Here is a 26,240-nt window from a genome sequence, read left to right on the forward strand (position 1 = left end):
GAACAGAGAGGAGCGGCGAATGAATTCATCCGAACTTCATTTGATTAACGCACGGCTTCCGTTGCTGGATGAAAACGGCCTGTATGAATTGAAAGCTTCGGACGGAAGCTGGACTTCGATTGCTTTGCAGCAGCAGGGAACGATTCCTTGCGCGGACCCTTTCCTGCCTATGGATGAATGGTTCTCGAAACCGTTTAACGCCGGATCGGACTGTGCGCTGGATTTGCAGGGCAGGGTGCTGATTCCGGGCATGGTGGATGCCCATATGCATCTGGATAAGGCCTATTCCCTCGCCAAAGTAGGCAATCGTTCCGGAACGCTTCACGAGGCGATAACGAATTACAGGGCCGCCGTTCAGAGCTTTACCAAAGAAGAGCTTAAGAACCGCATCCGTAAAGCGGCTTTGCGGGCTCTTTCTTTCGGCACTACAGCGCTTCGCAGTCATCTGGATTTTCCTGTCAAGGCAGGACGGGAGACCGCTTTTCGAGCTGTGCATGCCGCGCTTGAAGTCAAAGAGGAGCTGCAGGGTGTGCTGCAGATGCAATTTGTCCCGATGTGTCCTTACGACAAGCTGACCAAAGAGGAAATGGAAATGATCGAAGAAGCGTTAAAGCTGGGCATGGACGGGGTCGGCGGAGCGCCGCACCTCTCGATGACACCGGAGGAGGATATGGATCTTATCTTTGCGCTGGCTGCAAAATACGGAAAACCCGTCGATCTTCATGCGGATGAAAGCGATGACCCGACTATTCAAACGATCGCTTATATTGCGGAGAAAACGATAGAGTACGGTTATCAAGGGCGGGTAACGGTAGGCCATTTATGCTCCCTGTCCGCGATAGATCAGGCACGTGCCGGGCAGTTGATTGAGCGGATGGCAGATGCGAGGCTTGGCGCCGTTACGCTTCCGGCAGTCAACCTGTACCTGCAGGGACGCGGAGATCAAGGATTAATCCGCCGGGGAACGACGCGGGTGAAGGAGCTGCTGAATGCCGGTATTGCGTTGGCGGCGGCCTCCGACAACATCCAGGATCCGTTCCATCCTTTCGGCAAGGGGGATTTACTGCAAATCGCCTTGATCACCGGCTATGCCGCACATCTGGGCAGCCCTGCGGATCAGCTTGCGCTTTTGCGGATGGTTACCGAAACCCCCGCTTCCATTCTGGGGCTTGGAGCATACGGGATCTTCGCCGGAGCCTCCGCCGATTTTGTTGTTCTGGATGCGCGGTCCGCTCATGAGCTGCTGACGGAACAGCCTTCCGGACGCGCCGTTTACCGGGGCGGAAGATGGGTGTATGCTTCAGCGCAAACAGAGACTTGGGGATCGAATGTACTCGATCGATTGGCTTCATTAATTCAAGGGTAAACGATATGAATGATGGGGGGTATATATATGAAAAAATGGAATTTATCATGGTCCAAACGCCCGGTTACTGCCGTATTCGCCGGTTTGCTTATTGCCGGTGCCGTACTTAGCGGCTGCGGCGCCCAATCGGAAACGCAGCCGGCTTCGGCCGATCCGAAACCAGGAGCCCCGTCCGATGCAGAAAAGCAGCCGGTTGCCGTTACCCAGGTGACGAACTGGTTTGCCCAATCGGAGCACGGCGGCAATTACACGGCCCTAATCAAAGGCTTCTATAAAGAGGCAGGTTTGGACATGACGATCCAATCCGGAGGTCCGGGCATCTCGGCAACGCAGATTGTCGCTTCCGGGAAAGCGCAGTTCGGCATGGGGCAGGCCGATGAAGTGCTGTTTGCAAGAGAAAATGGCCTCCCTCTGGTCGCGATTCTGGGAACCTTCCAGAAAAATCCCCAGGGGATCATGGTGCACAAAGATCGGAACATCAAAAGCATGGAGCAGCTGAACGGCCGCAAAGTTTATGTCGGCAGCGGCGTCGCTTATTGGGAATACATGAAAAAGGCGTTCCATCTCGATAAAGTTCAGGAGTTGAAATATACGGGGCAATTGGCCAACTTTGTGAACGATAAAGAATCCGCCACACAGGTATATGTGACCTCCGAGCCTTTTGCAATGAAGCAGGAGGGGGTTGAAGTGGAAGTGCTGCTGAACGCGGACTTCGGCTATGCGCCTTACGGCAACATCATGTATACCACCGAAAGCTTTATGAAAGAAAACCCCGAGGCGGTGAAGGCCTTCGTCGAAGCGACGGTGAAAGGGTGGAATTACTACAAAGACCATTATACGGAAATCAACCCGTTCATCCAGGAGAAAAATCCGGACACTCCGCTGGAAAAATTGGAATACAGCGCGACGGCGCTGCAGCCTCTCGTCTTTGAAGGAGATGCCGCCACTCACGGTGTAGGCTACATGTCCATGGAACGTTGGGAAACGCTGAACAAGCAGTTGGCCGATCTGGGGCTTCTGAAGTCGCCGTTCGATGTTAGCAAAGTCTTTACTACCGAATTTTTGCCTAAAAAGTAAGTCGTGCATGTACCTTTTCATCTAAAAGAAGGAAATTCGGAAGGCCGTAATGGAGCAGTTGAGATTCGACAGTGGAAGCAGGTGTCGGTGACATGAAAATTAGGCTGAACGCACTGAACAGCATGGAGAAACACGCGTTCGTCGAGACGATCGGATGGGTGTTTGAGCACTCCCCGTGGATAGCGGAGACAGTCTATGCCGCACGTCCGTTCTCCAGCGTGAAGCACCTGCACGATGCGATGCTGGAGGCTGTACGTTCCGCCAGTCCGAAGGAACGACTTGCGCTGCTGCGGGCTCACCCGGATTTGGCGGGTAAGCTGAGTATGAGCGAAACGTCAGTGAAGGAGCAGCAAGGGGCAGGGTTAACCGGCTTGACAGAAGCTGAGTATGCGGAGTTTTCCTCATGCAACGAAGCATATGTAGGCAAGTTCGGATTTCCTTTTATTATGGCCGTTCGAGGACATAACAAGCATTCGATCCTGGCAGCTATGCAAGCCCGTCTCAAGGGCACGACACAAGAAGAATACGAAATCGCATGGAGAGAGGTAAGCAAAATCGCCCTCTTTCGCTTAAACGATCGGATCGAAGAGGATACCGTCTCATGTTCCGGAAAGGGGAATGCGAATATGATGATAAAACCGAACGAAACCGGACGCACCATGTATTACGGGAAAGGAGAGGTGCTGGTTTACCGTACCTTTGCCAAACCGCTCCAGGCGATCAGGCGGATTCCGGAGTCCGGTTTTATCGGCAGCGATAACGTCATCTTTGCGCTCAATGTGAACATTGCGGTGCAAGGCGATGCGTTTCTGCCTTCATTCACGGAAGGGGATAATTCACTCGTCGTTGCCACCGATTCGATGAAAAATCTGATCCTCCGCCATGCGGCAGATTACGATGGCTGTACGGTTGAAGGCTTCCTGCTGCATATTAGCCGTATCTTTTTATCGAAATATCCCCAGATGACTACCATTCGAATCCGTGCGGATCGGATTCCCTTCGAGACGCTGCCCGTGCCGGGGCCTCAAGGAGATCTTATTGAAAGCGGATTGGTGTACCGGCGTTCGCACAACGATCATTCCTCGGCGGCTTTGACCGTAGAACGCTCGGGTGAAGGGATTGTGGTGACCGGCCATCAGTGCGGTGTCTCCGACCTTCAGTTGATTAAAGTGAAAGGGAGTTCGTTTGCCGGTTTTGTCCGGGATGAATATACGACCTTGCCGGAATCGCATGACCGGCCTCTGTTCATTTGGCTCAACATCGGGTGGAAGTACGGGAAGGTTGAGGATGTCATCTCGCCGGGAGAAGAAAGCTATGTCGCTTCAGAGCAAATTCGCGATATTGCGCATACCGTTTTCCACGAACAAAACAGTCCGTCGATCCAGCATCTAATTTATCATATCGGACTTCGGATCTTGTCCCGGTTTCCACAGCTGTCGGAGGTTCGCTTCGAATCAAACAACCGCACGTGGGAAACGGTCGTCGAAGAAATCTCCGGCTCGGAAGGACGCGTATACACGGAACCGAGGCCGCCTTACGGCTTCCAGGGCTTCACGATGACACAAGCCGATTTGACAGAGGCGCACGTCGGGACGGCAGCGGGCGAACAGAAGGGAGTTACAGCGTGAAGGGCGGATGCTTGACGACGCATGTGCTGGATATTTCTTCCGGACGTCCGGCCGGGGGCATGAAGCTGGAGCTATGGCGGATAACAGCAAACGGAACCAAAGAGCGGATACGTAAGATCATGACCAATACCGACGGCCGCCCGGACGCACCGCTGCTTGAAGGCGAAGAGTTGACCGCAGGAAAGTATGAGCTTGTTTTTGCCGTGGGGGATTATTTCGTTGACCTGGGCACTGCGGCATTCGATGCCGGCGAGCCGTTTCTGGGCGAGGTGCCGATCCGCTTCGGTGTTCAAGATCCCGATAAGCATTATCACGTGCCGCTGCTGGTCGCGCCAGGCGGATACAGCACGTATCGCGGCAGTTGATGAATGATAAGCCTGAAGAAAAGTTTAAAAATAAACGCCCGACCAAAGCTGCGAACGGTTGGGCGTTATTACGTTTTGGCATAGGTCCCGATCGCATAAGAATGACCATCTTTGTAATGTTTTATAACAGAGTTATGCTGTTTCATAACAGATAGTTTCATATAAAACCTCATTTTCAGCTCATTTTCATAAAAAATGGGACGAATTGCTCTGTAACCAATAAAACCGGCGGTTCATAATTGTAATATATGGAAATTTTGTTGGTGTTCATGTTAGATTTTCTTCAAAAAACGCTTACAAAATTGCCGGAAACTCTATGCGAGAAGAATAGAAACTGATATACTGTTTTCGTAGGAATTGTAAACCTTTTCAATTTTACGAGGGGAGTTGAACTCATGAGGGTTCTACCGAAAACGAACGAACTCGGCTTCTTTGAAATTCGGCTCGAATCCATCGGCGGTCTGGGTGCGAATCTGGCGGGCAAGATGCTGGCAGAAGCAGGCGTTGTTGGAAGCGGTTTTAACGGCGTCAGTTTTTCTTCTTACGGTTCCGAGAAAAAAGGATCGCCAGTTAAAGCGCATATTCGTTTTTGCGATATGGAGACGAACATTCGCGACACCACGCCGGTTGAACGTCCGCACGTAGTAGGTGTGTTTCATGAAAATTTATCCAAAACCGTGAATGTGGTCAGCGGCATTTATCAAGACAGCGTGGTTTTGGTCAATTCCTCCAAGACTCCCGAAGCATTGAAGGAGAAAATGAAGCTGATCGGCGGTACGGTTGCCGTGGTCGATGCCACCGGCATTGCGCTGGAGGAGAAAAACCGCGTTAACATGGCGATGCTGGGCGGCTTGTTCCGGCTCTGCGAATTCCTTGATTTCGAGCATATGAAGGGGATTATTCGCAAATCCCTAGAGAAAAAATACCCTGGCGCGGTGGAGCCGGCTCTTAGAACATTCCAGCGCGGCTACGACGAGGTGCAGTTTCAAACCTTCGCATTGCCGGAAGGGACGGAAATGCCGAAGCCTACGCGTTGGGATATCCCGGTGCTGGGCTATGCCACGCAATCGATCGGCGGAATGGTCACCAATCCCGGCAACAGTATTTTGAAGGATCTGAGTATTTCCCGGAACGGAATGATGCCTCATTTTGACGAGGACAAATGCATTCACTGTGCGGCCTGCGATACCGCCTGTCCCGACTTTTGCTTCGTCTGGGACGAACTGCCCGACAAGAAGGGCCGTCCGCAAATGTTCCTTCAAGGCATTGATTACCAATACTGCAAAGGCTGTCTGAAGTGCGTTGTTGCCTGTCCGACGGAAGCGCTCTCGGCGAATCGCGAGACGGATGGCTACGCTGAAGCGCATCGCGTTCCGCATCGTTTCGTCTTGGCGAACTGACAAGCTTACGATAAACAGGGAGAGGTGAAAGCATATGGCAATTGAAATCAATAAAGAGGTCAGCCAAGGAACGGTAGAGCAGCGGATGGTATATGAGTCCGGTAACGAAATGGCCGCTTATGCCGCTCACCAGATCAACTATCATGTGATGGGGTACTTTCCCATTTCCCCGTCCACCGAAGTAGCGCAATTCCTTGACTTGATGAAGGCTAACGGCCAGCATGACATCAAACTCATTCCGGCAGACGGAGAGCATGGGTCCGCAGGGATTTGTTACGGGGCCTCCACCGCAGGCGGACGCGTATTCAATGCAACCAGCGCTAACGGCTATCTATACATGCTGGAGCAGATGCCGGTTCAATCCGGAACGCGTTTTCCGATGGTGATGAATCTGGTTTGCCGTTCCGTATCGGGACCCTTGAACATACACGGCGACCATTCCGATTTGTACTACGCGCTGAATACCGGCTGGCCGATCCTGATGTGCCGCGATCCGCAAGCCGTTTACGATATGAATATCATGGCAATCAAGCTGGCGGAAGATCCGGATGTCCGTCTTCCGGTTATCGTAGCCTCTGACGGTTACTTTACTTCTCACCAGAAGCGCCGCGTACAAACCTTCGCACATAAGAGCGATGTTCATGCCTTTATCGGGGAGCAGCCGAAGCAGTTCCCGCACGTGCTTGACCGGAATAATCCGATTACCGTCGGGCCTTACATGAACGAGCCGGACTACATCAATAACTGTTACCAGCAATCCGAGGCGATGTACAGAGCAGGAGAGGTATTCGACCGTATCCGAAAAGAATACAGAATCTTGACGGGCCGCGATTACCCGATCCTCGACCTTTACCGGATGGAAGACGCGGAAGTGGCCGTGTTCCTGATGAACTCGTCGTCGGAAATTATTAAAGACGTTGTCGACCAGCTGCGCGCCCAAGGCATCAAAGCGGGGTCGATTGCACCGAACATGATTCGCCCGTTCCCGCAGAAGCAAATAGCAGAGGCGCTTAAAAACGTCAAAGCCGTGACGGTCGGCGACCGCGCCGATTCCTACGGAGCTTACGGCGGCAATATGTCGCTGGAGATCAGGGCGGCGCTTTTCACGCACGGCAACCGCGATACGATGGTCATCAGCCGTATATACGGACTCGGCGGCAAAGATTTCTATGCCGAAGACGGCCATGCGTTCTTCGAGCTCGCCATCGAGGCGGTGAAGAAGGGCCGTGTCGACGTGCCGTTCGATTATTACGGACATACGCCCGGCGATCCTAACAACAAGCCCAGACGTGTTCTTGAGCCGATGAAGTATGAGGATCTCAAAACGGGCCTGATTACCGTCAACAAAGACGAAGAAACGGGACAGCTCAAAGTCAAAGTGCCTCCGATCCGTCAGCTGACGAAAAAGCCCAAGCGTCTTGCTCCCGGCCATGGGGCCTGTCCGGGATGCGGTATTTTCTCCGGTCTCGAACTGTTTTTCAAAGGGATTGAAGGCGATATCGTAGCCTTGTTCCATACGGGCTGCGCGATGGTTGTTACGACAGGATATCCTTATTCCTCCCACAAAGCGACGTATATCCACAACCTGTTCCAGAGCGGTGCGGCAACGCTGTCCGGCGTGGTGGAAATGTTCTGGGAGCGTAAACGCCGCGGCGAGCTGGAGTATTTGAACCTTCCGGACGATTTCACATTCGTTATGATCACCGGGGACGGCGGTATGGATATCGGGATGGGACCTGCGATCGGCGCCGCGCTGCGCAATCATAAAATGATCATTCTTGAATACGATAATGAAGGATACATGAATACGGGAGCTCAGCTGTCCTACTCGACACCACTGGGACATCGGACGTCTACGTCCAATGTCGGCAAGCATCAAGGAGGCAAGCTGTTCCACCATAAGGATACTCCGCAAATTATGGCGGCGACCAATATTCCTTATGTATTTACCGGTTCGGAAGCCAATCCGCAGGATCTGCTGAAGAAAGCGGCTAAGGCGCAATATTATGCACAGAATGAAGGATTGGTGTACGGCAAAATCCTGATCACCTGTCCGCTCAACTGGCTGTCTGAGGAACAAATCGGTCAAACGCTGATCGATCAGGCCGTGAATTCCTGTTTCTTCCCTCTCTACGAAGTAGAGAACGGAGTGACAACGATTACGTACAACCCGGAAGAGAAAAACAAGCGGATTCCGGTTGGCGAGTGGCTCAAAAATATGGGCAAAACGAAGCACCTGACCAAGCCTGAATACGCCGAAGCGCTTCAATCGTTCGAGAACGAAGTGGAACGCCGCTGGAGCCGTCTGAAGGCGAAGCACGAAAATCCTTACTTGTAAGGCACATGCTCAGGGCGCAAACTCTTCATTGAGCTTGCGCTTTTCTTTTTATCCCATAAATATGGAGGGATGTCCGTTGCTATATGTCCTTCGGCATACCCAATCCGGCGAGATTGCAGCCTGCATTCAAAAAAACAACTATGATCTGGATTATTACGGCGCCAAGCATTGGGATGACGAGAGCGCGGCAGAACGGGAAAAGGATGATTTCTTATCCATGATCGGCCGTGACGATCTTGACTTGTGGCAGCTTCTGCCTGTTAACGAAGGCCGGTTAAAGCTTTTTAATGTAAAGCTGAAAAATGATCCTTCCCGCAGGCTTTGTTTAGATCCGCAAGGGAATATGACCGTCCATTCCGCATGGGATGCCTAATGATGACGCAAAGAACGGGGAATAAAAAACTGATGAATACGAATCTTTTTGATTTATTTGAAGCCGCAGCTACGGAGACTGAACTGAACACCTTTCAGGACACCATTCGAAAGGGCGGATTTACGTCATTTCGGCTGTTTATCGATGGATTTCGCGAACGGTTGAAGCGTTGCGAGGATAACGACATGGCGAACATGCGCCGTCTGGTAACATTGGCCAAGAAGCTTTTTCCGCAGCCGCAGCTATTCAGTCCCGCTTGGGCGCAGATTTGGGATGAATATGAGCTTATCGTCACCTATAAGCAAACGGTTCTTGAAACCGTCCCGGCAGATCAACGGGATGGAGAATGGCAGATTATTCTCGATAATCCCTATACCAACTCGGATTTAATCTGTTATCCCGGCCTGTCGTTCCTGGAAGGCGCTTATATGTTTGCTTATTTTCGAACGGATTTGAAAAATAACGAATATATTCGCCTGCAAAAAATTCAGCATGTCATCATGGCTTTCGGCAGTGAACGGGCCGAATCCGCAGGAAAAGAGCAATGACCGCTAAGAGGCGGATCATTGCTCTTTTTTTGCCGGAGCGGAATAAAGAATGAACTGCTTGGACATGATGAAACCAAACGACGAGAACAATGGAGAACGTATGGCCGATTCCATTCTTATTATTGAAGATGATGAGCATATATCGCGGGTATTGAGACTGGAGTTGGAGCATGAGGGATACCGGGTCGGTACCGCATTTGATGGCAAGGAAGGAGTAAAACTGGCTTTGGAAGACTCCTGGAGCCTCATCCTGCTGGATGTGATGCTTCCCGAGTGGAACGGGCTGGAGGTGCTGCGACGGATCCGTCAGGCGGATCAGAGCGTTCCCGTTATTTTGTTGACGGCCAGAGACGCCACACCGGATGTTGTCAGCGGTTTTGAACAAGGCGCGAATGATTATGTCACCAAACCGTTCGCCATCGAAGAACTGCTTGCCCGAATCCGCAATCTCATTCAGATGACAAGTCATCCCAAGCCTTCGGGCAATGTGCTGGAAGTCGATGATTTGCAGGTGGACCTGGCGGCGCGTAAGGTCACGCGTGGCGGCAACGCCATTGAGCTTACCCCCAAGGAATTTGATCTTCTTCAATATTTGATCGAGCACAAAGGATATGTAGTCAGCCGGGAGCAAATCTTGTCCGATGTCTGGGGATATGATTTTGTCGGGGATACGAACATTGTAGACGTATATATCCGCTATCTGCGCCAAAAAATCGATAAAGGCTACCAGCCTAAGCTGATTCGAACAGCGCGAGGCATCGGATACGAATTGACGGTGCCTGAGCCATGAGTCTCCGCACAAGATTGATTTTGATGACCGGAGCCTGGATACTGCTGATCGTGCTGTTTTTTAATTACTTTATTTATTTTTATATTCTGAAGAAAATCACAGATGCCGAGGTGGAGCTTCTTTGGAACAAGGCGCAAATCATTCTCCGCAATCCTGAAATAAAAATTCCGGAAAATTGGTCGAATCCACATCTTCTCAAAGAGTTTCAAGACCCCGATTCACTTATTCGGATTATCACTCCAACCGGTGCCATCGCTGCCCAAAGCGTTTCCAACGAACAGCTGGCAACCCATCCGCCGGTTTATCGGACTGATTACCATTTTACCGTTGAAAACGGCCTTGACCAGTTGTTGTTCATACAAGTACCTATTATAGAGAATGGCGTTCAAATCGGGCTGCTGGAATTGGGAAAGGCGCTCGACGTCTTGGGAGATTTTATGGAAATCTTGGCTACCGGGCTCATGGTGACCACGGTTAGCGTCCTCCTGTTTTCATTGGTAGGAGGGGTATTTTACACCCGGGTCATCATACGGCCGATCCGGAAGCTGCTCGAGACGATGAACACCGTCCGCAGTAAGGGCCAGTTCATTCAACTAAGCTCACAATTTACAACAAAAAATGACGAGCTTGGAAGACTGGGCAAAACCTTCAACCAAATGATCCTTAGTCTGCAGGAAAACGACCTGAAGCAAAAACAATTCGTTTCCGATGCCTCCCATGAACTGAGAACGCCGCTGACCGTCATTGAAAGCTATACGTCTTTGCTTCGGCGGTGGGGAGGAGAAGATCCGACCCTTCGTCAAGAAGCGTTGGACGCCATTCATTCGGAAACCGTCCGTCTGAAAGGTCTGATCGACTCTCTGCTGCATATGGCGGAGATCGAACGTCAACCCGAGATCCGGCTGCGCAATATCAATTTGAAGCCTTTGATTGATGCGACAGCCGAACAGCTGAGCCTTGCGTTCAAGCGGGAGATTAGGGTGGAATCCGCCTCCAAGGAGCTTTATTGTATGGCAGACGAGGAAAAAATCAAGCAGCTGCTGATTATTCTTCTGGATAATGCGATTAAATACAGTAAAAAGCCTGTAACGATCGTGTGTAAAGAAGAAGCCAATACGGTTATATTGCAAGTGAAGGACGAGGGGATCGGGGTTCCGCGGCGGGAGCTTGGTCAGCTGTTCGAGCGTTTTTACCGAGTGGATAAAGCGCGAGGACGGGGCACGGGAGGATCGGGCCTCGGACTTGCGATCGCCAAACGGATCGTAGAACAGAACCAGGGTACGATCCGGCTGGACAGCGACGAAGGGAAGGGGATGACCGTTACCATAACTCTGCTAAAGAAGGAAAAGGAAGCGTAATAATCTGAGCAGACCATGAGAGAATTCTCATTGAATTCTAATAATCAAGCCTAAAGCCAGTCATAGCAAGGAATCGCCTAACTTTGGGAAAATATCCCTGGTTTTCATCTGTGCTATAGTAGGTTATGGCCAAGCAGCCACAACTTACTCAAGGAGGACGTTACAGATGAACAACCTGATGGGAAAACGCTGGGGACGTCTTATGATGTCAGTCAGCTTAAGCGCTGCGCTGCTTACGACCGGTATATTGGCTGGACCTGTAAATACCGTTGAAGCTGTATCCGCATCGAAAGCACAGAGCATTATTTCCACAAGCCAAAAATATCTGGGTACGCCTTACGAGTTTGGTGCAAAGATGGGCCAAACCCGAACTTTTGACTGCTCTTCCTTTGTGAAGACCGTGTTTGCAAAGCATGGAATTACGCTCCCGCGTACTTCCAAAGCCCAATCCAAGGTCGGCAAGTATGTGCCGAAAAGCCAGTTGAAGCCAGGCGATCTCGTCTTCTTCTATAAACCGATCCACCACGTCGGAATTTACATTGGCAATGGTAAATTTATACACACATATGGCAAGCCCGGAGTGACGATCTCCGATCTGAATAGTGGTTGGTGGAAGAAAAATTACACGACCGCGCGTCGCGTTTCTTAATCGGAAACGACTGAAACCTCCTTTTGTCTGCGGACAAAGGAGGCTTTCATTTGTTTAATTGACTTGAGAATGAAGCAATTCAGGGGAGTTCTGCTTTTCATTCGAAAGAAGAAACAGCCAAACGCCCAACAGCAGCAGGACTCCCGCGGCCGCCTGCAGCCAGGTGACAGTTTCGCCCAGCAGCAGATAAGCAAGAACGGTAGCTCCGAGCGGCTCGCCGAGTACGCTCATCGATACGGATTCCGGACGCATAAACTTGAGCAGCCAATTAAACAGATAATGGCCGAACAAGGTGGGGACGACAGCCATCAGCAGGAAAATTCCCCATTCCTTCGCATCGTAGTCCGTAAAGCTAAATCCAAGTCCCAGATTGTAGACGGCAAGAACCGCTGCAGCAAAGGCAAACACGAAGAAGCTGTAGAGAAAAGCGGGAACCCGGTTCAACAGGCTTTTGCCCATAAGCATATGTATGGCGACGGCGATGGTGCCGAGAAGTGAAAGCAGATCTCCAAGCAGCGCCGGCCCGGTGAGTCCCCAATCACCGTAGCCGATCAGGATGGCTCCGGTGATTGCGATCAGCATGCTGATCACTGCAAACGTGTTGGTCCGCTGCTTCAAAAAGAGGCAGGCTCCGATCAGGACGAAAACCGGCTCCAGGGCGAGAATGGCCGTGGAGCTTGCTACCGTTGTCAGCTTAAGCGAGCCCATCCACAATAAAAAGTGCAGCCCAAGCGCAAGCCCCGATAAAGCCAACCCCAACCAATCCCGAATCGAGATTCGGCGAATCTCTTCACGATATTTCCATAAGAAAGGAAGCATGAGCAGAGTAGTTAGGACGAGCCGGTACATAGCGGTGACGGATACCGGCGCGTTCGACCACCGCACGAATATAGACGAAAAAGAAATAGCCACGATACCGATGAGCAGCAGCAGCGGTAAAGCCATAGGTACATTCGGTTTGGCATTCATCAGGCTGTAATCTCCATTCGTTTAGACGACGGTTTTAACCGACGGTTCATAAAGTACACACCGGTAATAATCAATACGGCTCCGATCAGATGGTACGCACGAATCGATTCTCCGGCGAAAAACGTAGCAAAGATCGCACTGAACAGCGGAATCAGGTTCAAAAAGCCGGAGCAGCGCGACGGACCAAACATGGCGATCGCCGCATTCCATGCCGTAAAGGATAACAGGGAAGGAAAAATACCGATAAATACCACGCCGGAGACAAGCCCGGCCGTCCACTCGATCTCGGAACCGCGGATCATCCATTCTGCAACCGAGCTAGGAACAAGGACGATCAATGCCATCACCAGCGTGGCCACGAACAAAGCATGCACAGGCAGCTCGCCTGCAAACTTTTTCATGCCTACGGAGTAGAGCGCCCAACAACCTATGGCAGCCAGCATCCACAAATCGCCGCGGTTAAAAGAGAGGCCTGCGATCGCCGACCAACTGCCGCGCGAAATGATCCAGATTACGCCGAACAGGGAGAGCAGAATCGCGGGAAGCACGCTCCAGTTAATTCGTTCCTTCAGCATGAACAACGAAATGACGACGATCATCATAGGCGTCGCCGCATTCATCAGCGATGCATTAATGGAGCCTGTGTATTGTACGGCAATATAGGTTAATGTATTGAACCCGGCAATACCTGTGAGCGAAAGGAACAGCGTCATCCGCCATTTTTGCATAATCTGCTTGCGGTATCTCCAGCATTCCGCCCCCCAGAACGGGAGGATCACGAGCAGGGCCAAGATCCACCGCATTAGCGCCAGCAAAAAAGGAGGAACCTCGGTTACGAGCGTTTTGCCTACAACAAAATTACCGCCCCAAAAGCAAGTCGCGATGATAAGCAGTATGTATGGCGATTTCCACAAGGTTTTCACCATTCGAAGTTCAGCTCCTTTCTCAGACGACGATCCTTTTTCAGAAAAACGTTTTTCTATTATATCACCATTCAGCTCATTCTCACTAGCACTTCCTTCTATAAATATGAAAAGATCGATCCTAAATTTAAGCAAAAACGAAAAATGCCACCATAATCAGGCGGCATTAGAAGATGAATAACATTAAATATTAAAATCCAAAGTCAATTGTCTTGCCCGTTTCAGCGTATGTCTTAATATTGCTCAATATCATGGGCCAATGTGATTTGGTGTCTTCATAGCTCCGTCGGCTTTCAGAATGTATTTGGCCTAAACAGCAAACCGTTAGAAGAGGAAATCCTTGAGCGTAATGATGCGCAGTGAATGGTAAATCTCGTGGAATCGTTTATATTCGAGCGGCTGCCTGAGCCGGATCCGAACGTTGGGCTGGTCAATGACATTGTGAGCGCGATTCGGGAGGACCGAACCCTGATCAAAGTGGAAGATGCGGTGCGGCAAACCGGTCTGCATAAACGAACGCTCCAACGATTATTTGATCGGTATGTGGGGGTAAGCCCGGCGCTATCGGCTGCATGATGCTGCGGAGCGGATGGAACAAGGCGACCCTCCGGATTGGCTTGAACTGTCCTCGGAATTAGGCTATTACGATCAATCGCATTTTATCCGTGTTTTTAAATCGATTGTAGGTACGTCGCCTCAGAATTACATCCGTAATCATGAATAGAAGCTGCTTCCGAACTCCCGCTGGTGCAGCACGACAACACCGAAAACAACAGGTTCATCCATGACAAATCGCTAAGCCCCGCGCCTTCCATTATGAAGCACGGGGCTTTATGGGATTCATCCTCATTGGACTTTTCCAACTATTTATGATATCACATTAAGGAGGGGACAAGAACGTACGGATGCATACAGAAAGGGGGAATGCAGCATGTCCCGACGCTTTGTCATCGAAGCGGTCCTGGTAGCCATTTACGGCGAGTTAATGGTACCGTCTCGGCCGGTGGAATATTTAATCCCATACTCAAGTATATTGGAGCTATATGAAATGAAAGACAGCAAGGAGCCGGTGATGCCGGAGGCGGATGACGATGCGCATGTGAAAGAGAAAATCGGAGAGCTGATTGCCTTTTTTGACGATCCGTTTAATAAGAAAAAGCTCGAACGCGCGCTTCAGGCGCCTTGGCGCAGCAGTCCGCCGATTCCGGTGAACGAGCGGGTGACCTTTATCGTCGTTCACTCGATTGAGAATGCGCAGTATGGCGAGGCCCTGGATCCGATCGAAACGGAGATTGTTCTTACTTCTTTGCGTGAAAAGGCACCCGTGCTGACGGATCAAATTGAGCTGATGGAAAAAATCATTCAAGCCGAAATTCCGGTACAGGTTTACGATGTGTACGACTTCGAATTCGCAGTGGAAGACGGGATTACGGCGGACGATTGGATGAAGCCGTAACGGTTATTGCCAGCATCCCCGAAAAGGGGATTTTTTGTGTTTCTATACTTAAGGAAAGGAAAGATCAAGCCGCCATGCAATTGTATATCATTACCGGCACCACTTCCGGACTTGGGGAAGCGCTGGCTAAACGTTTGTTAGCCTCCGGTCGTTCGGTGATATCGGTCTCCCGGACGCTTAATGAGTCATTGACCGAATATGCCAAAGAAAAGGGGGCTATTCTGACAGAGTATCTTTGTGATTTAAGGGAGACGCCAAACCTTGTGCCGTTCATGGAACGGATCATGGGCATGATCGATGTATCGCAGCTTTCCAGCGTCACCTTGGTAAACAATGCAGGGGTACTGAATCCGATCATGCCGCTGGAACAAGCCGGATCAGAGGAGCTGACGGACCATCTGCATATCAATCTGCTGGCTCCGATGCTGCTGACTTCGGCGTTTATCCGGGCGACAGGCTCCTGGCCGGTTACCGTTTCCAAAACCGTGGTAAACATCTCTTCCGGTGCGGGGAAAAAACCGTATTCCGGCTGGAGTGCCTATTGTACGGCCAAAGCGGGGATCGATATGATGACGCGGTGCGCGGGACAAGAGCAAGGGGACGGCCCAGGTGCGGTAAAGCTGGTTTCCATAGCGCCGGGCGTTGTCGAGACCAGAATGCAGGAACAAATTCGCAAGACTGCCCCCCAACGTTTTCCGGAAGTGGGCCGTTTCATCGGGTTGAAAGCATCCGGGAAATTATATTTGCCGGATGAAGCTGCCGAGCGGATTATATCCATACTGGATAAAGGAGGCTTTGGCCAGGGGGACGTGATTGATGTCCGCAACTATTCCGGTCCGGCGCGTTAATTCACGCCGGTGCGCTGTGCTGCGACATCATCCACCACCTTCTTCACATTCGGGACCGTTAATCCCATGAAGTGTTGAAATCCGCCTTCCTGTAAGGAAATCAGTTTACCGTCCCGTACCGGGTACAGGCCCTGCCATGGGCCGATAAGCGAATATAGGTTCGTACCGGGCACCTTTTGCAGAAAACATAGGTATTCCCCTTCAGCCAACGGTCCGGTGTAAGTAAGATTCAATGGATCCGATGGCTTCGGCAGCGGCTCAACGCCGTCTGTCAGCACGGAGACCGAAGGCTGTGCCGGGCCTTTGAGGGTTTGCAGCACGCGCAGCGGCTGGACATAATTGACCAGCTGGCCCGATCCTATCGGGACACCGGTAGGATAGGAAGCCGTACGGGTGCCGAAGCGGCCGAATACGATCACGTCTGCGGAACGGATCAGCTCCTGGTATGAACCGACCTTTTTGTGGGGCAACCGCAGCTTGCTCAAATCCGGTTGCGCGGCAGACGGAAAGGCAGGCCAAATGAGCAGGATGCATGCGGTAATGAACAGGGATGCTATGCGTTTCAAGCAAAATCTCTCCTTTGAGGACAGGATAGGAACGATTCTAGTTTCAACAGAATGCAGCTATTTATTCCATAAAAGCCGGAAAAAAAGAGAGGTGCTTACGGTTTTGTTTGATCCAACCATATACGATAATTTGAAGGTTGTATTGGAAGGCCATTTATACGATCTGGACGCCGAAGGAAAGATCAGGGTCGTCGGAAGAGAAGATTTGGTCGATTTGGCGAAGATGGGGCGAACATTTCGGATGAAATTTGTACTGCAGTGCGGCAGAGACGGCTTTATGACAACCATTGCACTACATAGCGGATTAACGGATTTTGCCGGGGAGCTGCGCGGACTTCATGCAGCGGGGGAGCGCCCGGGAGCCGGGCTGGAGCTTCAACTGGATATGCCGGCCGAGCTCTCGGAGCACTTGCGGGACATCCATGAATATGTATCGAGCTTGTGGGGGCAGGGATGGCTCATTCGATATGAGCGGCTGGAAGAGCTGTTTCCGCCATCTCTTGAATCCGACAGCAAGGTCCTTCATGGCAGCTATCGGATCAAGCTCACCTCAGCAAGCAAAATTGACGAGAGTCACATGGACGACATGGGGGCTCTTCTTGAACATTTGCTTCAATTCTCGATGGATATGAATGAAATGTATGAACGGGGCGGATGGCCCTGATCATCAACATATCGCTAAACGCGGATACCCAATTACGTACTCGCCCCCGGCGTTATGTTTCCGGTATATTTTAGCCTTTGCGCTTCACGAATTCACGTACCATTTCTTCGGTCACGAAGATCCGGGTAGGGGAGATCCCTTTTTGAGCATGGCTGTTAATAAGGGCCGTTACCGCGTTGATCGGCTCTACGCTGAAAGGCAGACCTGCGGCACACTGCGCAACCGCTTGTTCAATGGCGCGTTCCCGCTCATTCTCCAGCTCGATAAACCGCTCAAGGTGGGCATGCTGCTTCCGGGTATGGTTGGTAATGGCTTCATGGACGTTCATTGATCATTGCAGCTCCTTCTATCATTACGTTATAATCGTTTTCATCTTACTATAGGATAAAGCGTCATGGCAATCCTCTGTCCAGGCGCCGCATCAGACGGAAAGGGAACGAACCGATATGAACGCAAACAAGTCCGGTGAACGTTTGGATATTTTTGATGAAACGATGAATCTTATTGGAACGGCAACACGTGCGGAAGCACACGCCAAAGGCTTATGGCATCAAACCTTCCAGTGCTGGATATGGGACGATGCGGAAGGGGAGGGGGCATTGTTGTTTCAAGAACGGCATCCGGATAAAGAGACGTTTCCGGGCTTGCTCGATATTTCATGCGCGGGACATTTGCTCGCCGGAGAAAGGGTGGAGGATGGTGTCCGTGAGCTCGAAGAGGAGCTCGGTTTAAGCGTACCGTTTGAAAAGCTGTTTTCGTGCGGTATTTTCCCGGAGGAAGACCGCATTTCCGAAAAGCTCATAGACCGTGAGTTTTGTCATGTATTTCTTTACCCGTGCAGCCGGCCTTTGACGGACTACCGCCTGCAGGAGGAGGAAGTCACGGGCTTGTATCGTATTCGTCTTGCCGACGTACGCCAGCTGGCATCGGAACCGGACTTTGAGGCAACCGTTCAAGGCGTGTCGCCTGACCCGCGGAAGAGGGGCCGGATGCAATCCGTGGAACGAACGGTTAGCCGGAAAGATTTCGTACCGCACCCGGAAGCTTATTACAAATTGCTGCTGCAGGCCATTGAGAAGCACCGGCAGGAAATTTCCCCGGAGGCCGGGAAATAAACAAGGATTCATTTCCCGGGCAAGCGCACGAGTCGATAAATAATTTCAAATTATCTGATATTTTCGACAAAACCGCGTTAGTTAGCCTCGAATCCTATCTAATCCTTGACTAAACGGGCGGCAGAGGGGAGGCGGGAGCCTGCCTAAGCCGGCATGCGTCATGCGGATGACCACCCCAACCTGCCCCTGTTAATCACTGATTGCGTTCAATGGTCAGGAAGGTTTTGTGGGTTCCCCTCGGAGGAACGAGAACCAGCTCCTGCTTCCGATTCAGCTCATCCGTCTTGGCCATCCAGGGCTCAACGCAGACGAAATCTTTGCCGGCCACGGACCACAAGACCACATACTTAAAGTCGTCTCCATAGGTCATGCGGATGCGGCGATCCTCCGTCGGGCTGAACGTAATTTCCCGCTTTTGGGGATTCAAGAATACGACAGATTCCGGCAGCCGGTCCAAATCGATCGCTTTTCCCTCATAGGACTTCTCCGTTCCGTCATTATAATCATAGTAACGGCTCGCGTCGGTTTCGTAAGCAATGGCTTTGCGGGTGGCCGCAAAGTACGGATGAAAGCCGGGATACATCGGCATAGCTTCGTCCGATTCGTTACGGTATTCCTGCTCAATTGTTAATTTTCCGTTTTTTAACCGGTACGTGAACCTCAGCTCAAAATCAAAAGGATACGAATCCCGCGTGCTTTCGCTGCTTTTTAACGTCAAAGTGATAGCGGCGCCGTCTTGCGTGCTCGTCTGCTCGATCTGCCAGGGATGGGTGCGCGCCACCCCGTGATTTTTCATCGTATACCGCTTTCCATTCCATTCATAAGCACCATCCGTAAGCTGTCCGGAAATGGGAAACAGCACCGGAATCCCGCCGCGAATATTGGCGTTCGGGTCGTCGAAGGTCGCTTTGTCCAAATACAGAAGCTCTTCGCCGTTGGTTCCGTAGCTGATTACGATCCCGCCCCGCTCAGGGGCGATCTTAAACCACGAACGGGTGTTCGTTTCGATTAATTCATAGATGGGGTAAGTATCCGTATAGGTACGGATTTCGTAAACAGACATCGCTGTTCCTCCTCTCAAATGACGCAGTGTATTTTACCCTTTATTTAATTTGCCCAAATTCATCCATTTATTCTGTCATGAACGGGGCTCAACTCGGATTGAAGCGTTGAACTCGCCAACCCGTTGCGGCCGCGCCGCATAATTTTCTTATACATGAAGATACTGGAACTAAAACCCATAAGAGGTGTTCTTCATGTGCCATCGTTTCCTATTAACTACAGACCTTTCGGAGCTGTCGCATCGTTTTCAAATAGGTCAAGTGATGTTTCCCTATCAACCGCGCTTCCGCAACGTACCGACTCAACCTGTTTCCGTCATTATCGCCGAGCGGGAGGGGCGGAAGCTGGAGGAGCACCGCTGGGGACTCGTCCCGTTCTGGGCCAAGGATGCCGTTAACGCCGACAGTGCCGTGATTCACGAGAAGCCGGCCTACCGCAAAATGTTTTCCAACCAGCGCTGCGTCATTCCAGGCAACGGTTTTTATGTATGGAAGCGGAAAGGGAAAGCCAGGCAGCCGGTCCGGATTGAAATGAACGACAAACGTGCGTTCGGCATGGCCGGATTGTATGAAGTTTGGAAAGACGCCCGGGGAGGCGAGTATCGTACGTGCACGGTCATCACTTCGGTATCGAACCGGCTCGTTTATGAATACGACGAACGGATGCCCGCCATTTTAAATGAGCGTGATATCGATGCATGGCTTGATCCCGCTATGAACGGAGAGCCGGACTATCTGCAAAGTCTGCTCAAGCCTTATGCACCCGATGACATGCAGGCTTACCTTGAACCGACTCGAAGCCTTCCGGGCGATGAAGGGGCGGAGGAGTTGCTTGAAGAGCCTCCGGCCAAATACGCCATGATGATCAAGAAATAACATGCGGACTTGTAAAAACCAGCCTTATCGGCCGGAATATGCTAACCGGTTCAGTAAGGCTGGTTTCCTGACGGACATTCCTAATCCTGCAAAATGGTTTCTATCCGATCAAGCACATCCTGCGTAAGCACGACATCGGAAGCGCCGCAATTCTCCACGACTTGCTCCGGACGGCTCGCTCCGACCAGAGCGCTCGCCACGTTGTCCTGCCTGAGGATCCAGGCCAAAGCCAGCTGTGAAACCTTGATGCCAAGCTCGGCGGCAACAGATTCCAGCTGCTCCACTTTCAGCAGCTGATTTTCTTGAATGCGGCCTTCCTCCCAGCCTTTGCTTGCTGCACGGCTGTCTGCGGGGATCGCCTGGCCCCGACGATATTTACCTGTGAGCAGTCCTTGTGCAAGAGGGGAGAAGACCACTTGACTGATCCCTTTTTCCAGGCCTGTAGGGATGATTTCTTTTTCGATATAACGGTTAAACATGTTGTATACCGGTTGATTGACGATGATTCGGTCAAGTAAATATTTATCTGCTATACCGAGCGCTTCGACCATTTGCGCCGCAGTCCATTCACTGACGCCCACATAGAGCACTTTTCCTTGGGTCACCAGATCGTCCAGCGCTCGCAGCGTTTCTTCCAGCGGCGTTTCCGGGTCGTACCGGTGGCAGTAGTAAAGGTCAACATAATCGACACCGAGGCGCTTCAAGCTGGCATGGCACTGTTCTATCACATGTTTGCGCGACAAGCCGCGGTCATTCGGTCCTTCACCCATGGGCCAGAACACTTTGGTGGCCAGCACATACGATTCCCGGGGGTACGCTTTGAGGACTCGTCCCACTACTTTCTCTGCTTCGCCGCGTTCATATACATTGGCCGTATCGAAGAAGTTTATGCCCAAATCGTAGGCTTGCTCGATGGAACGGACCGCTTTTTCATTTTCCACGTATCCTCCGTACGTCATCCAGCTGCCCAAACTGATTTCGCTCACTTTCAATCCGCTTCTACCCAATTTCCGATACTTCATTCTTCGTACCTCCTGACCGCATATTTTTTATAACAATGCCATTATATACGAACGAAATGAAGATGATAAGTAGTGAAATAGGTGTGTATAAGTTACTTTCGGGTAAGTAGGACGGTAAATCCGGTGATTCACATGTGATAGCTTCCGACCGGCTTGTTCAATACCCATTCGAGCAGCATGATTTGATCCTCAAGATGATTCAGCTCGGATTGGAGCGCCGGCTTGGCGTCATCCGCTGCAGCCTGGAGACGGCTTTGAAGGGACTTCCTTTGCATAACAAACTCATTCAGCTTTCTCCTGATTTGATCTTCTGTTCTCATCGCATGTCCCACCTTGGTTCATCATGTTTTACAAGCTCCATGGTAGCAGATGGAGTGAACGGATGGAAGAAGGAATCAATTAGTTTACATATTATTTATTATGTAAACTATATAAGGGCCGAATGCGGCGGTTTCCACGGTGTGTTATAATTGCAGAGATAAGCTGCGATAAGGAGCGATTCACCCCATGCATATCGTTACCTCGGAAGAAATGAGACGGATTGACCGTTATGCCATCGATCACATCGGAATGCCTGCCATGGTTCTTATGGAAAACGCGGGCCGGGCGGTGTCGGAAGAGGTCATTTCCTTTTTGGAAGGACGTCCCGGACGCATCGCCATCCTTACAGGTAAGGGCAACAACGGCGGGGACGGGATCGTCGCAGGCCGCCATTTGAGCGAAGCAGGTTATCAGGTGCACCTCATCTATGCCGAATCTCCGGACCGGTTTCAAGGAGAAGCGGCGCTTCAAAGTCAAATTGCACACAAATGGGGGCTGCCCCATTATATATATAGCGAGCAAGAACGAATAAACTGGGAATTATATGACGCGGTGGTCGACGCCCTTCTCGGAACAGGAAGCAGGGGAGCGCCCCGCGGCGTTTACGCCAAGCTGATAGAGGAAGTCAACCGATCCGGACGCCCGGTGATCTCGATCGATATTCCAAGCGGTCTTGACGCAGATACGGGGCAAATCCACACGCCATGCATACGTGCCGATCGTACGGTCGCTCTGGCGTTTACCAAACGCGGGTTAGAGCAGTATCCCGGCGTCCGCCAGGCGGGCACCGTGATTGTACGATCCATCGGAATTCCGCAGGGAATAGCGGATCGGATGAACGTTAATACCTATCTTATACAGGAGCCGCTTCTATCGGCAAAGCTCGCTTTAAACGAGTATCGGCACCGGCAGTCCGATACACATAAAGGAACTTTCGGTCATGTGCTGGTAGCCGCAGGCAGCCGGGCAATGGCCGGTGCAGGACTGCTGTCCGCCAAAGCGGCGCTGCGCAGCGGCGCAGGACTTGTTTCGTGGGCGCTTCCGATGAGTATGGTGGAGCCGCTGCTCGGCCATCTCCCTGAAGTCATGCTTCAGGGGGTTGCGGATGAACAGCATGGGGATTGGAGGGCCGCCGATCCCAAGGAGCTTATTGCGATGGCACAAAAAAAGAACGCGATGCTGTTCGGTCCGGGCACAGGACGGTTTGCGCAGGATGACCGGTTTGTGCGCAGGATTTGGGAGGAAACGGCATGCCCGCTCGTGATTGATGCGGATGGATTGAATATGATCGCGGCGGCGGCCGATTTTGATTCATGGAGCCGGAGGAAATCCCCGGTTGTGCTTACGCCGCATCCCGGAGAAATGGCAAGGCTATGCGGACGATCCGTCCCGGAAGTCCAGCAGGACCGTATTTCTTGCGCGAGAAACTATGCGGTTCAGTACCATGTTACTCTCGTGCTTAAAGGAGCCCGGACCGTCGTAGCGACGCCGGACGGCACAGTCTACGTAAACCCTACCGGCAATGCGGGTATGGCCACAGGCGGCTCTGGCGACGTGCTTGCAGGGCTGATCAGCGGCTTGCTGGCGCAAGGATATACAGCTGCCCAGGCCTCGGCTCTGGGTGTTTACTTGCATGGAGCTGCGGGAGATCGTGCGGTGCAAAGACGCTGTCATTCGGCGTCGTTAATTGCCGGCGACATTGTCGAAAATTTATAGTTTCAATCATTAATTAATCTAAAAATAAACCATATAAATCATTTATGACATTAATTAATAAGTGATAATCATGAGCATACCTCTGAAAATCGGCATTTTATCCGAATGATTATAAGAACAGTTTTTGATTGATCGAAACCCGTTCGATGAAGAACCATTCGTGTTTTTAACTGAAATATTATTTTTTTGCAGGAGGTTTTCATGGAGAAACGCATCAACCGACGTTACGAGCTTCTGAAGCCGATCGTTCCGATGCGGAGCGGTATCTTATACAGCGGAAATGACTTGTCCTTAAATAGAGAAATCATCATTTTTGTCGTGGAAAGCCGGGGGGAAAAGCATAAACAGGCATATCTTCAGCTGCTCCAACAAGTGGCCATGTTCAACGACAGCCGGTTTCTTCATATTCTCGACGTAGGTATTGAGAACCAGCGTATTTTTGCAGCGCTAAAAACGTTTGCCGGCAAACCGCTGATCCAAGGTTTGAAGCATCATTCCTTTTCCACCCGCGAGATCATCGCTATGGTATTTGAGCTTGGTAAAGGATTACAGGATGCGATGGAGCACGGGATTTCCGGTTTCTCCGTCCTTTCGAGCAATATATGGATCGGCGACGACGGACAACTGCAAATGATCAACTATTGGGAAAAAGGGGAGCCTGCGGAGCGGGGGGTTCAGGGCTTGGCCGGGCTGCTCTATCAGCTGATGACCCGTTCCGAAACGCTGCCGGATTCGCTGCAAGCTGCCGAGCATTCGCTGCGCTCCGCGCTCAAAGACATGCCGGAGAGCTACCGTGAAATGTTCATGATGACCTGGAGAAGAGCATGGAACGGTCAAAATACGCTGTCTTCCTTTATTCTTAGCTTGCAGAATGCAGCGCAGGAGCCTTGGACTAAACAAACGCAGCCGATGGAAGAGTCGTTCCCGAATGAATATGAAGAACCCGACGACATGGAGGAAGACGAAGAACAAGAGCCGCGCCAAAGAGGTTTTTTGTGGCGCGCAAGCGCCAAGCTGATGATTGGAGCCGCAGTGGCAGGATTCTCCATACTGTTCCTCATTTTTCTATTCGGCCTGGGCGGACCGGATAAACAGGATCCTACGATTGCGGGTCAATCGAATCAAAGGGATGCTGCATTAAATACGTCTCCGGCTCCTACCGAATCTGAACCTGAGCCAGAGCATGAGCGGGAAAAGTCAACGCAGACAGAGGATGAGCAGGAAACGTCGGCGGAACCTCCCGAGGCAGCGCAAGAGCCGCCTTCCTCCGACGGTCCTGTATTTGTGCCTAACCTTATCGGTCTTACTAAACAACAAGCGGAGAAGCAGGCTCTGGCTTCAGGTCTTCGATACCAATTCTTCATAGAGCCGAATGAGAGTCCTGCCGAAACGGTGTTTAAGCAGGACTTGGAGCCCGGTCGCAAAGTGAATAAAGGGGAGCGCATCACCTTTTGGGTCAGCAGAGGCAATTAACGGTTTAATCCACTCATACAGTGCCGGAGATTAAGCGCCGTCGGGCCTTTTATCGATGGCTTCGGCCATCGTTTTGTCTGTCAAATGCGCATAAATTTGAGTCGTTTCGGGGGATGCATGGCCGAGCTGCTCCTGTGTCTTGTATAAATCATTGCGCAAATAGTAATCCGTCGCAAAGGAATGGCGCAGCTTGTGCACGGACAAATACGGTTTCCCGAAACGTTTGGCATATTTAATCACCATTTCCTGAATGGCGCGCTTCGTCATTCGTTCGCCTTCTTTTTTGCCGTTCGCCACGGCAAGGAAGAGGGCTTTTTCGCGTTTCGGCGCTTTGTACTGCGTCTGGCGCAGTTCCATGTACTTTGTGAGATCGTCGATCGCTTCCTGACGGAAATAAACCGGCGTTTTGAACGTATCGTCATTTTTCCCTTTGCGGTAAACATAGGTCAGCTTTTTTTTCAGGTCGATGTCGTCCACATTCAGATTGACCACTTCGGATACCCGCAGTCCGGAATTCAGAATTAAACTGATGATGCACGCATCGCGGATTTTGTTCAATTCGTAAAAATAGAGAGCCTGCTTGTTTTTGGCGACATCCTGTCCGTATCCTTGCTGGACATACCTGATAAATTCCGCGATTTCCGCCTCCTGAAGCAGCTTGCCTTCGAGTTTAGCCGCGGAATCCTTCGGCTTGTGCGTCCGCTTGATTTCCACCTTCGCCATGACATTCCGTTTCAATAAAGGATAGAAATTCTCATCCTCCGCAATTTGACTCAAATAATGAAAAAGTGAACGGAGAGAAGAAAGCTTGCGGGAAATGGTTGTTTTTCCGTTGGCATTCTCTTTACGGGAGGACAGAAACATTTTGAAATTATCGATACTGTCCATATGGAGCCTTTCCAAATCTTCAATCGGAATCTCCCGAATAGATGAAGCAGAAGTAAGTCCCTCCGCCATCAGCCAGGAAAAAAACGTCTCATAGTCCCGTACATATTCCAGCAGCGAGGATGGTGAAAGGTCAGGCAATTTATAGTTAATAAATTTTTCCACATACCACGGCATCAAGGGTACCTTTTTGTCCAGCTCGTTGCGGTCTTTGATTTTAATGATATTCATGAAGCGTCTCACCTCTGGCAGCGGGTTATTATGGTTTACATAATGATTATTATGTAAACAAAATTCATATTCTTACTTGTCCTATTATCATAACATCAAGGGGAGAGGGGTTCAAAGCAATCCGACTTAGTGCCGATGAGTCATTCCTTCGCTGCTAAGTGCTAAGATAGGGCTTGCTGAACAAGATTAGTTCCATCTACACCCAACGCAAGTCTCTAAACC

Annotated in this window: 28 protein-coding genes; 20 read left to right on the top strand and 8 right to left on the bottom strand. The window is 51.0% G+C overall.

The features are described from left to right. Positions 1-19: 19 nt before the first annotated feature. The 11 genes from NR121_RS22555 (at position 20) to NR121_RS22605 (ending at position 11,892) form a co-directional block, all read left to right on the top strand. Complete coding sequence (locus NR121_RS22555) at positions 20-1,366, top strand: amidohydrolase family protein (protein WP_054820019.1); 1,347 nt, start codon at positions 20-22, stop codon at positions 1,364-1,366. A 27-nt stretch (positions 1,367-1,393) separates the two neighbouring features. Beyond that, positions 1,394-2,443: an ABC transporter substrate-binding protein gene (locus NR121_RS22560; protein WP_256831968.1), complete on the top strand. Its 1,050-nt coding sequence runs from the start codon at positions 1,394-1,396 to the stop codon at positions 2,441-2,443. Between the two features lie 92 nt (positions 2,444-2,535). Continuing rightward, on the top strand, positions 2,536-4,071 hold the full coding sequence (pucL, locus tag NR121_RS22565) for a factor-independent urate hydroxylase (RefSeq protein ID WP_256831969.1): 1,536 nt from the start codon (positions 2,536-2,538) through the stop codon (positions 4,069-4,071). Beyond that, a complete protein-coding gene (gene uraH / locus NR121_RS22570; RefSeq protein ID WP_174349939.1) occupies positions 4,068-4,436 on the top strand; it encodes a hydroxyisourate hydrolase in 369 nt (122 codons plus the stop codon). The genes pucL and uraH overlap by 4 nt, the downstream gene beginning before the upstream one ends. A 395-nt stretch (positions 4,437-4,831) precedes the next feature. After that, a complete protein-coding gene (locus NR121_RS22575) occupies positions 4,832-5,836 on the top strand; it encodes a 2-oxoacid:acceptor oxidoreductase family protein (RefSeq protein ID WP_062408374.1) in 1,005 nt (334 codons plus the stop codon). 34 nt (positions 5,837-5,870) lie between these two features. After that, positions 5,871-8,174: a thiamine pyrophosphate-dependent enzyme gene (locus NR121_RS22580; protein WP_062408373.1), complete on the top strand. Its 2,304-nt coding sequence runs from the start codon at positions 5,871-5,873 to the stop codon at positions 8,172-8,174. A 76-nt stretch (positions 8,175-8,250) separates the two neighbouring features. After that, positions 8,251-8,547: a hypothetical protein gene (locus NR121_RS22585; protein WP_054819830.1), complete on the top strand. Its 297-nt coding sequence runs from the start codon at positions 8,251-8,253 to the stop codon at positions 8,545-8,547. Beyond that, complete coding sequence (locus tag NR121_RS22590; RefSeq protein ID WP_254611206.1) at positions 8,547-9,095, top strand: hypothetical protein; 549 nt, start codon at positions 8,547-8,549, stop codon at positions 9,093-9,095. The genes NR121_RS22585 and NR121_RS22590 overlap by 1 nt, the downstream gene beginning before the upstream one ends. A 100-nt stretch (positions 9,096-9,195) precedes the next feature. Then, complete coding sequence (locus tag NR121_RS22595; protein ID WP_256831972.1) at positions 9,196-9,885, top strand: response regulator transcription factor; 690 nt, start codon at positions 9,196-9,198, stop codon at positions 9,883-9,885. Beyond that, positions 9,882-11,243 carry a sensor histidine kinase gene (locus tag NR121_RS22600; RefSeq protein WP_256831970.1) on the top strand — a complete coding sequence of 454 codons (1,362 nt, stop codon included), beginning with the start codon at positions 9,882-9,884 and terminating at the stop codon, positions 11,241-11,243. The genes NR121_RS22595 and NR121_RS22600 overlap by 4 nt, the downstream gene beginning before the upstream one ends. A 166-nt stretch (positions 11,244-11,409) precedes the next feature. After that, positions 11,410-11,892: a C40 family peptidase gene (locus tag NR121_RS22605; RefSeq protein ID WP_062408370.1), complete on the top strand. Its 483-nt coding sequence runs from the start codon at positions 11,410-11,412 to the stop codon at positions 11,890-11,892. Positions 11,893-11,946: 54 nt separating this feature from the next. On the opposite strand, the gene NR121_RS22610 is transcribed toward NR121_RS22605, so the two are convergent. Beyond that, complete coding sequence (locus tag NR121_RS22610) at positions 11,947-12,861, bottom strand: DMT family transporter (RefSeq protein WP_054819833.1); 915 nt, start codon at positions 12,859-12,861, stop codon at positions 11,947-11,949. Further along, positions 12,861-13,787 carry a DMT family transporter gene (locus NR121_RS22615; protein ID WP_256831971.1) on the bottom strand — a complete coding sequence of 309 codons (927 nt, stop codon included), beginning with the start codon at positions 13,785-13,787 and terminating at the stop codon, positions 12,861-12,863. Before NR121_RS22615 ends, NR121_RS22610 begins: the two co-directional genes overlap by 1 nt. A 360-nt stretch (positions 13,788-14,147) precedes the next feature. Between NR121_RS22615 and NR121_RS22620 the strand changes: the two genes are divergently transcribed. The 4 genes from NR121_RS22620 (at position 14,148) to NR121_RS22630 (ending at position 16,088) form a co-directional block, all read left to right on the top strand. Next, complete coding sequence (locus tag NR121_RS22620; RefSeq protein ID WP_054819834.1) at positions 14,148-14,360, top strand: helix-turn-helix transcriptional regulator; 213 nt, start codon at positions 14,148-14,150, stop codon at positions 14,358-14,360. Between the two features lie 13 nt (positions 14,361-14,373). Further along, on the top strand, positions 14,374-14,508 hold the full coding sequence (locus NR121_RS25410) for a helix-turn-helix domain-containing protein (protein ID WP_256846972.1): 135 nt from the start codon (positions 14,374-14,376) through the stop codon (positions 14,506-14,508). Between the two features lie 207 nt (positions 14,509-14,715). After that, positions 14,716-15,240: a hypothetical protein gene (locus NR121_RS22625; protein ID WP_062408366.1), complete on the top strand. Its 525-nt coding sequence runs from the start codon at positions 14,716-14,718 to the stop codon at positions 15,238-15,240. Between the two features lie 74 nt (positions 15,241-15,314). Then, positions 15,315-16,088 carry a (S)-benzoin forming benzil reductase gene (locus NR121_RS22630; RefSeq protein ID WP_137671092.1) on the top strand — a complete coding sequence of 258 codons (774 nt, stop codon included), beginning with the start codon at positions 15,315-15,317 and terminating at the stop codon, positions 16,086-16,088. On the opposite strand, the gene NR121_RS22635 is transcribed toward NR121_RS22630, so the two are convergent. Next, on the bottom strand, positions 16,085-16,654 hold the full coding sequence (locus NR121_RS22635; RefSeq protein ID WP_054819836.1) for a hypothetical protein: 570 nt from the start codon (positions 16,652-16,654) through the stop codon (positions 16,085-16,087). The genes NR121_RS22630 and NR121_RS22635 overlap by 4 nt on opposite strands. Positions 16,655-16,757: 103 nt before the next feature. Between NR121_RS22635 and NR121_RS22640 the strand changes: the two genes are divergently transcribed. Further along, positions 16,758-17,318 (top strand): hypothetical protein, encoded by a 561-nt coding sequence (locus NR121_RS22640; protein WP_054819837.1) that lies wholly within the window; start codon positions 16,758-16,760, stop codon positions 17,316-17,318. A gap of 70 nt (positions 17,319-17,388) precedes the next feature. On the opposite strand, the gene NR121_RS22645 is transcribed toward NR121_RS22640, so the two are convergent. After that, a complete protein-coding gene (locus tag NR121_RS22645) occupies positions 17,389-17,646 on the bottom strand; it encodes a DUF2533 family protein (RefSeq protein WP_054819838.1) in 258 nt (85 codons plus the stop codon). A gap of 118 nt (positions 17,647-17,764) precedes the next feature. On the opposite strand from NR121_RS22645, the gene NR121_RS22650 reads away from it, so the two are divergent. Next, positions 17,765-18,433, top strand: a complete 669-nt coding sequence (locus NR121_RS22650; RefSeq protein WP_054819839.1) for an NUDIX hydrolase — start codon at positions 17,765-17,767, stop codon at positions 18,431-18,433. A gap of 193 nt (positions 18,434-18,626) precedes the next feature. Here the strand turns inward: NR121_RS22650 and NR121_RS22655 are convergent, their stop codons facing one another. Continuing rightward, the gene (locus NR121_RS22655; RefSeq protein WP_054819840.1) at positions 18,627-19,496 is read right to left on the bottom strand and encodes an aldose epimerase family protein; all 870 of its coding nucleotides are present in this window, start codon (positions 19,494-19,496) and stop codon (positions 18,627-18,629) included. A 193-nt stretch (positions 19,497-19,689) separates the two neighbouring features. Here NR121_RS22655 and NR121_RS22660 point away from each other — a divergent pair, with 193 nt between their 5' ends. Next, positions 19,690-20,370 carry an SOS response-associated peptidase gene (locus NR121_RS22660; protein ID WP_062408362.1) on the top strand — a complete coding sequence of 227 codons (681 nt, stop codon included), beginning with the start codon at positions 19,690-19,692 and terminating at the stop codon, positions 20,368-20,370. An 80-nt stretch (positions 20,371-20,450) separates the two neighbouring features. Here NR121_RS22660 and NR121_RS22665 read toward each other — a convergent pair whose 3' ends face one another. Together NR121_RS22665 and NR121_RS22670 are read right to left on the bottom strand one after the other, a co-directional pair. Then, positions 20,451-21,392, bottom strand: coding sequence for an aldo/keto reductase family protein (locus tag NR121_RS22665; RefSeq protein ID WP_074729257.1), 942 nt, complete (start codon positions 21,390-21,392; stop codon positions 20,451-20,453). 128 nt (positions 21,393-21,520) lie between these two features. Next, complete coding sequence (locus NR121_RS22670; RefSeq protein ID WP_054819842.1) at positions 21,521-21,712, bottom strand: hypothetical protein; 192 nt, start codon at positions 21,710-21,712, stop codon at positions 21,521-21,523. 187 nt (positions 21,713-21,899) lie between these two features. Between NR121_RS22670 and NR121_RS22675 the strand changes: the two genes are divergently transcribed. Together NR121_RS22675 and NR121_RS22680 are read left to right on the top strand one after the other, a co-directional pair. Further along, positions 21,900-23,429: a bifunctional ADP-dependent NAD(P)H-hydrate dehydratase/NAD(P)H-hydrate epimerase gene (locus tag NR121_RS22675; protein WP_062408360.1), complete on the top strand. Its 1,530-nt coding sequence runs from the start codon at positions 21,900-21,902 to the stop codon at positions 23,427-23,429. A 201-nt stretch (positions 23,430-23,630) separates the two neighbouring features. Further along, positions 23,631-24,902 (top strand): Stk1 family PASTA domain-containing Ser/Thr kinase, encoded by a 1,272-nt coding sequence (locus NR121_RS22680; RefSeq protein ID WP_174349931.1) that lies wholly within the window; start codon positions 23,631-23,633, stop codon positions 24,900-24,902. 30 nt (positions 24,903-24,932) lie between these two features. Here NR121_RS22680 and xerS read toward each other — a convergent pair whose 3' ends face one another. After that, a complete protein-coding gene (gene xerS / locus NR121_RS22685; protein ID WP_054819846.1) occupies positions 24,933-26,018 on the bottom strand; it encodes a tyrosine recombinase XerS in 1,086 nt (361 codons plus the stop codon). Positions 26,019-26,240 lie beyond the last annotated feature (222 nt).

The organism is Paenibacillus sp. Pae15, assembly GCF_024519685.1.
GTDB lineage: Bacteria > Bacillota > Bacilli > Paenibacillales > NBRC-103111 > Paenibacillus_G > Paenibacillus_G naphthalenovorans.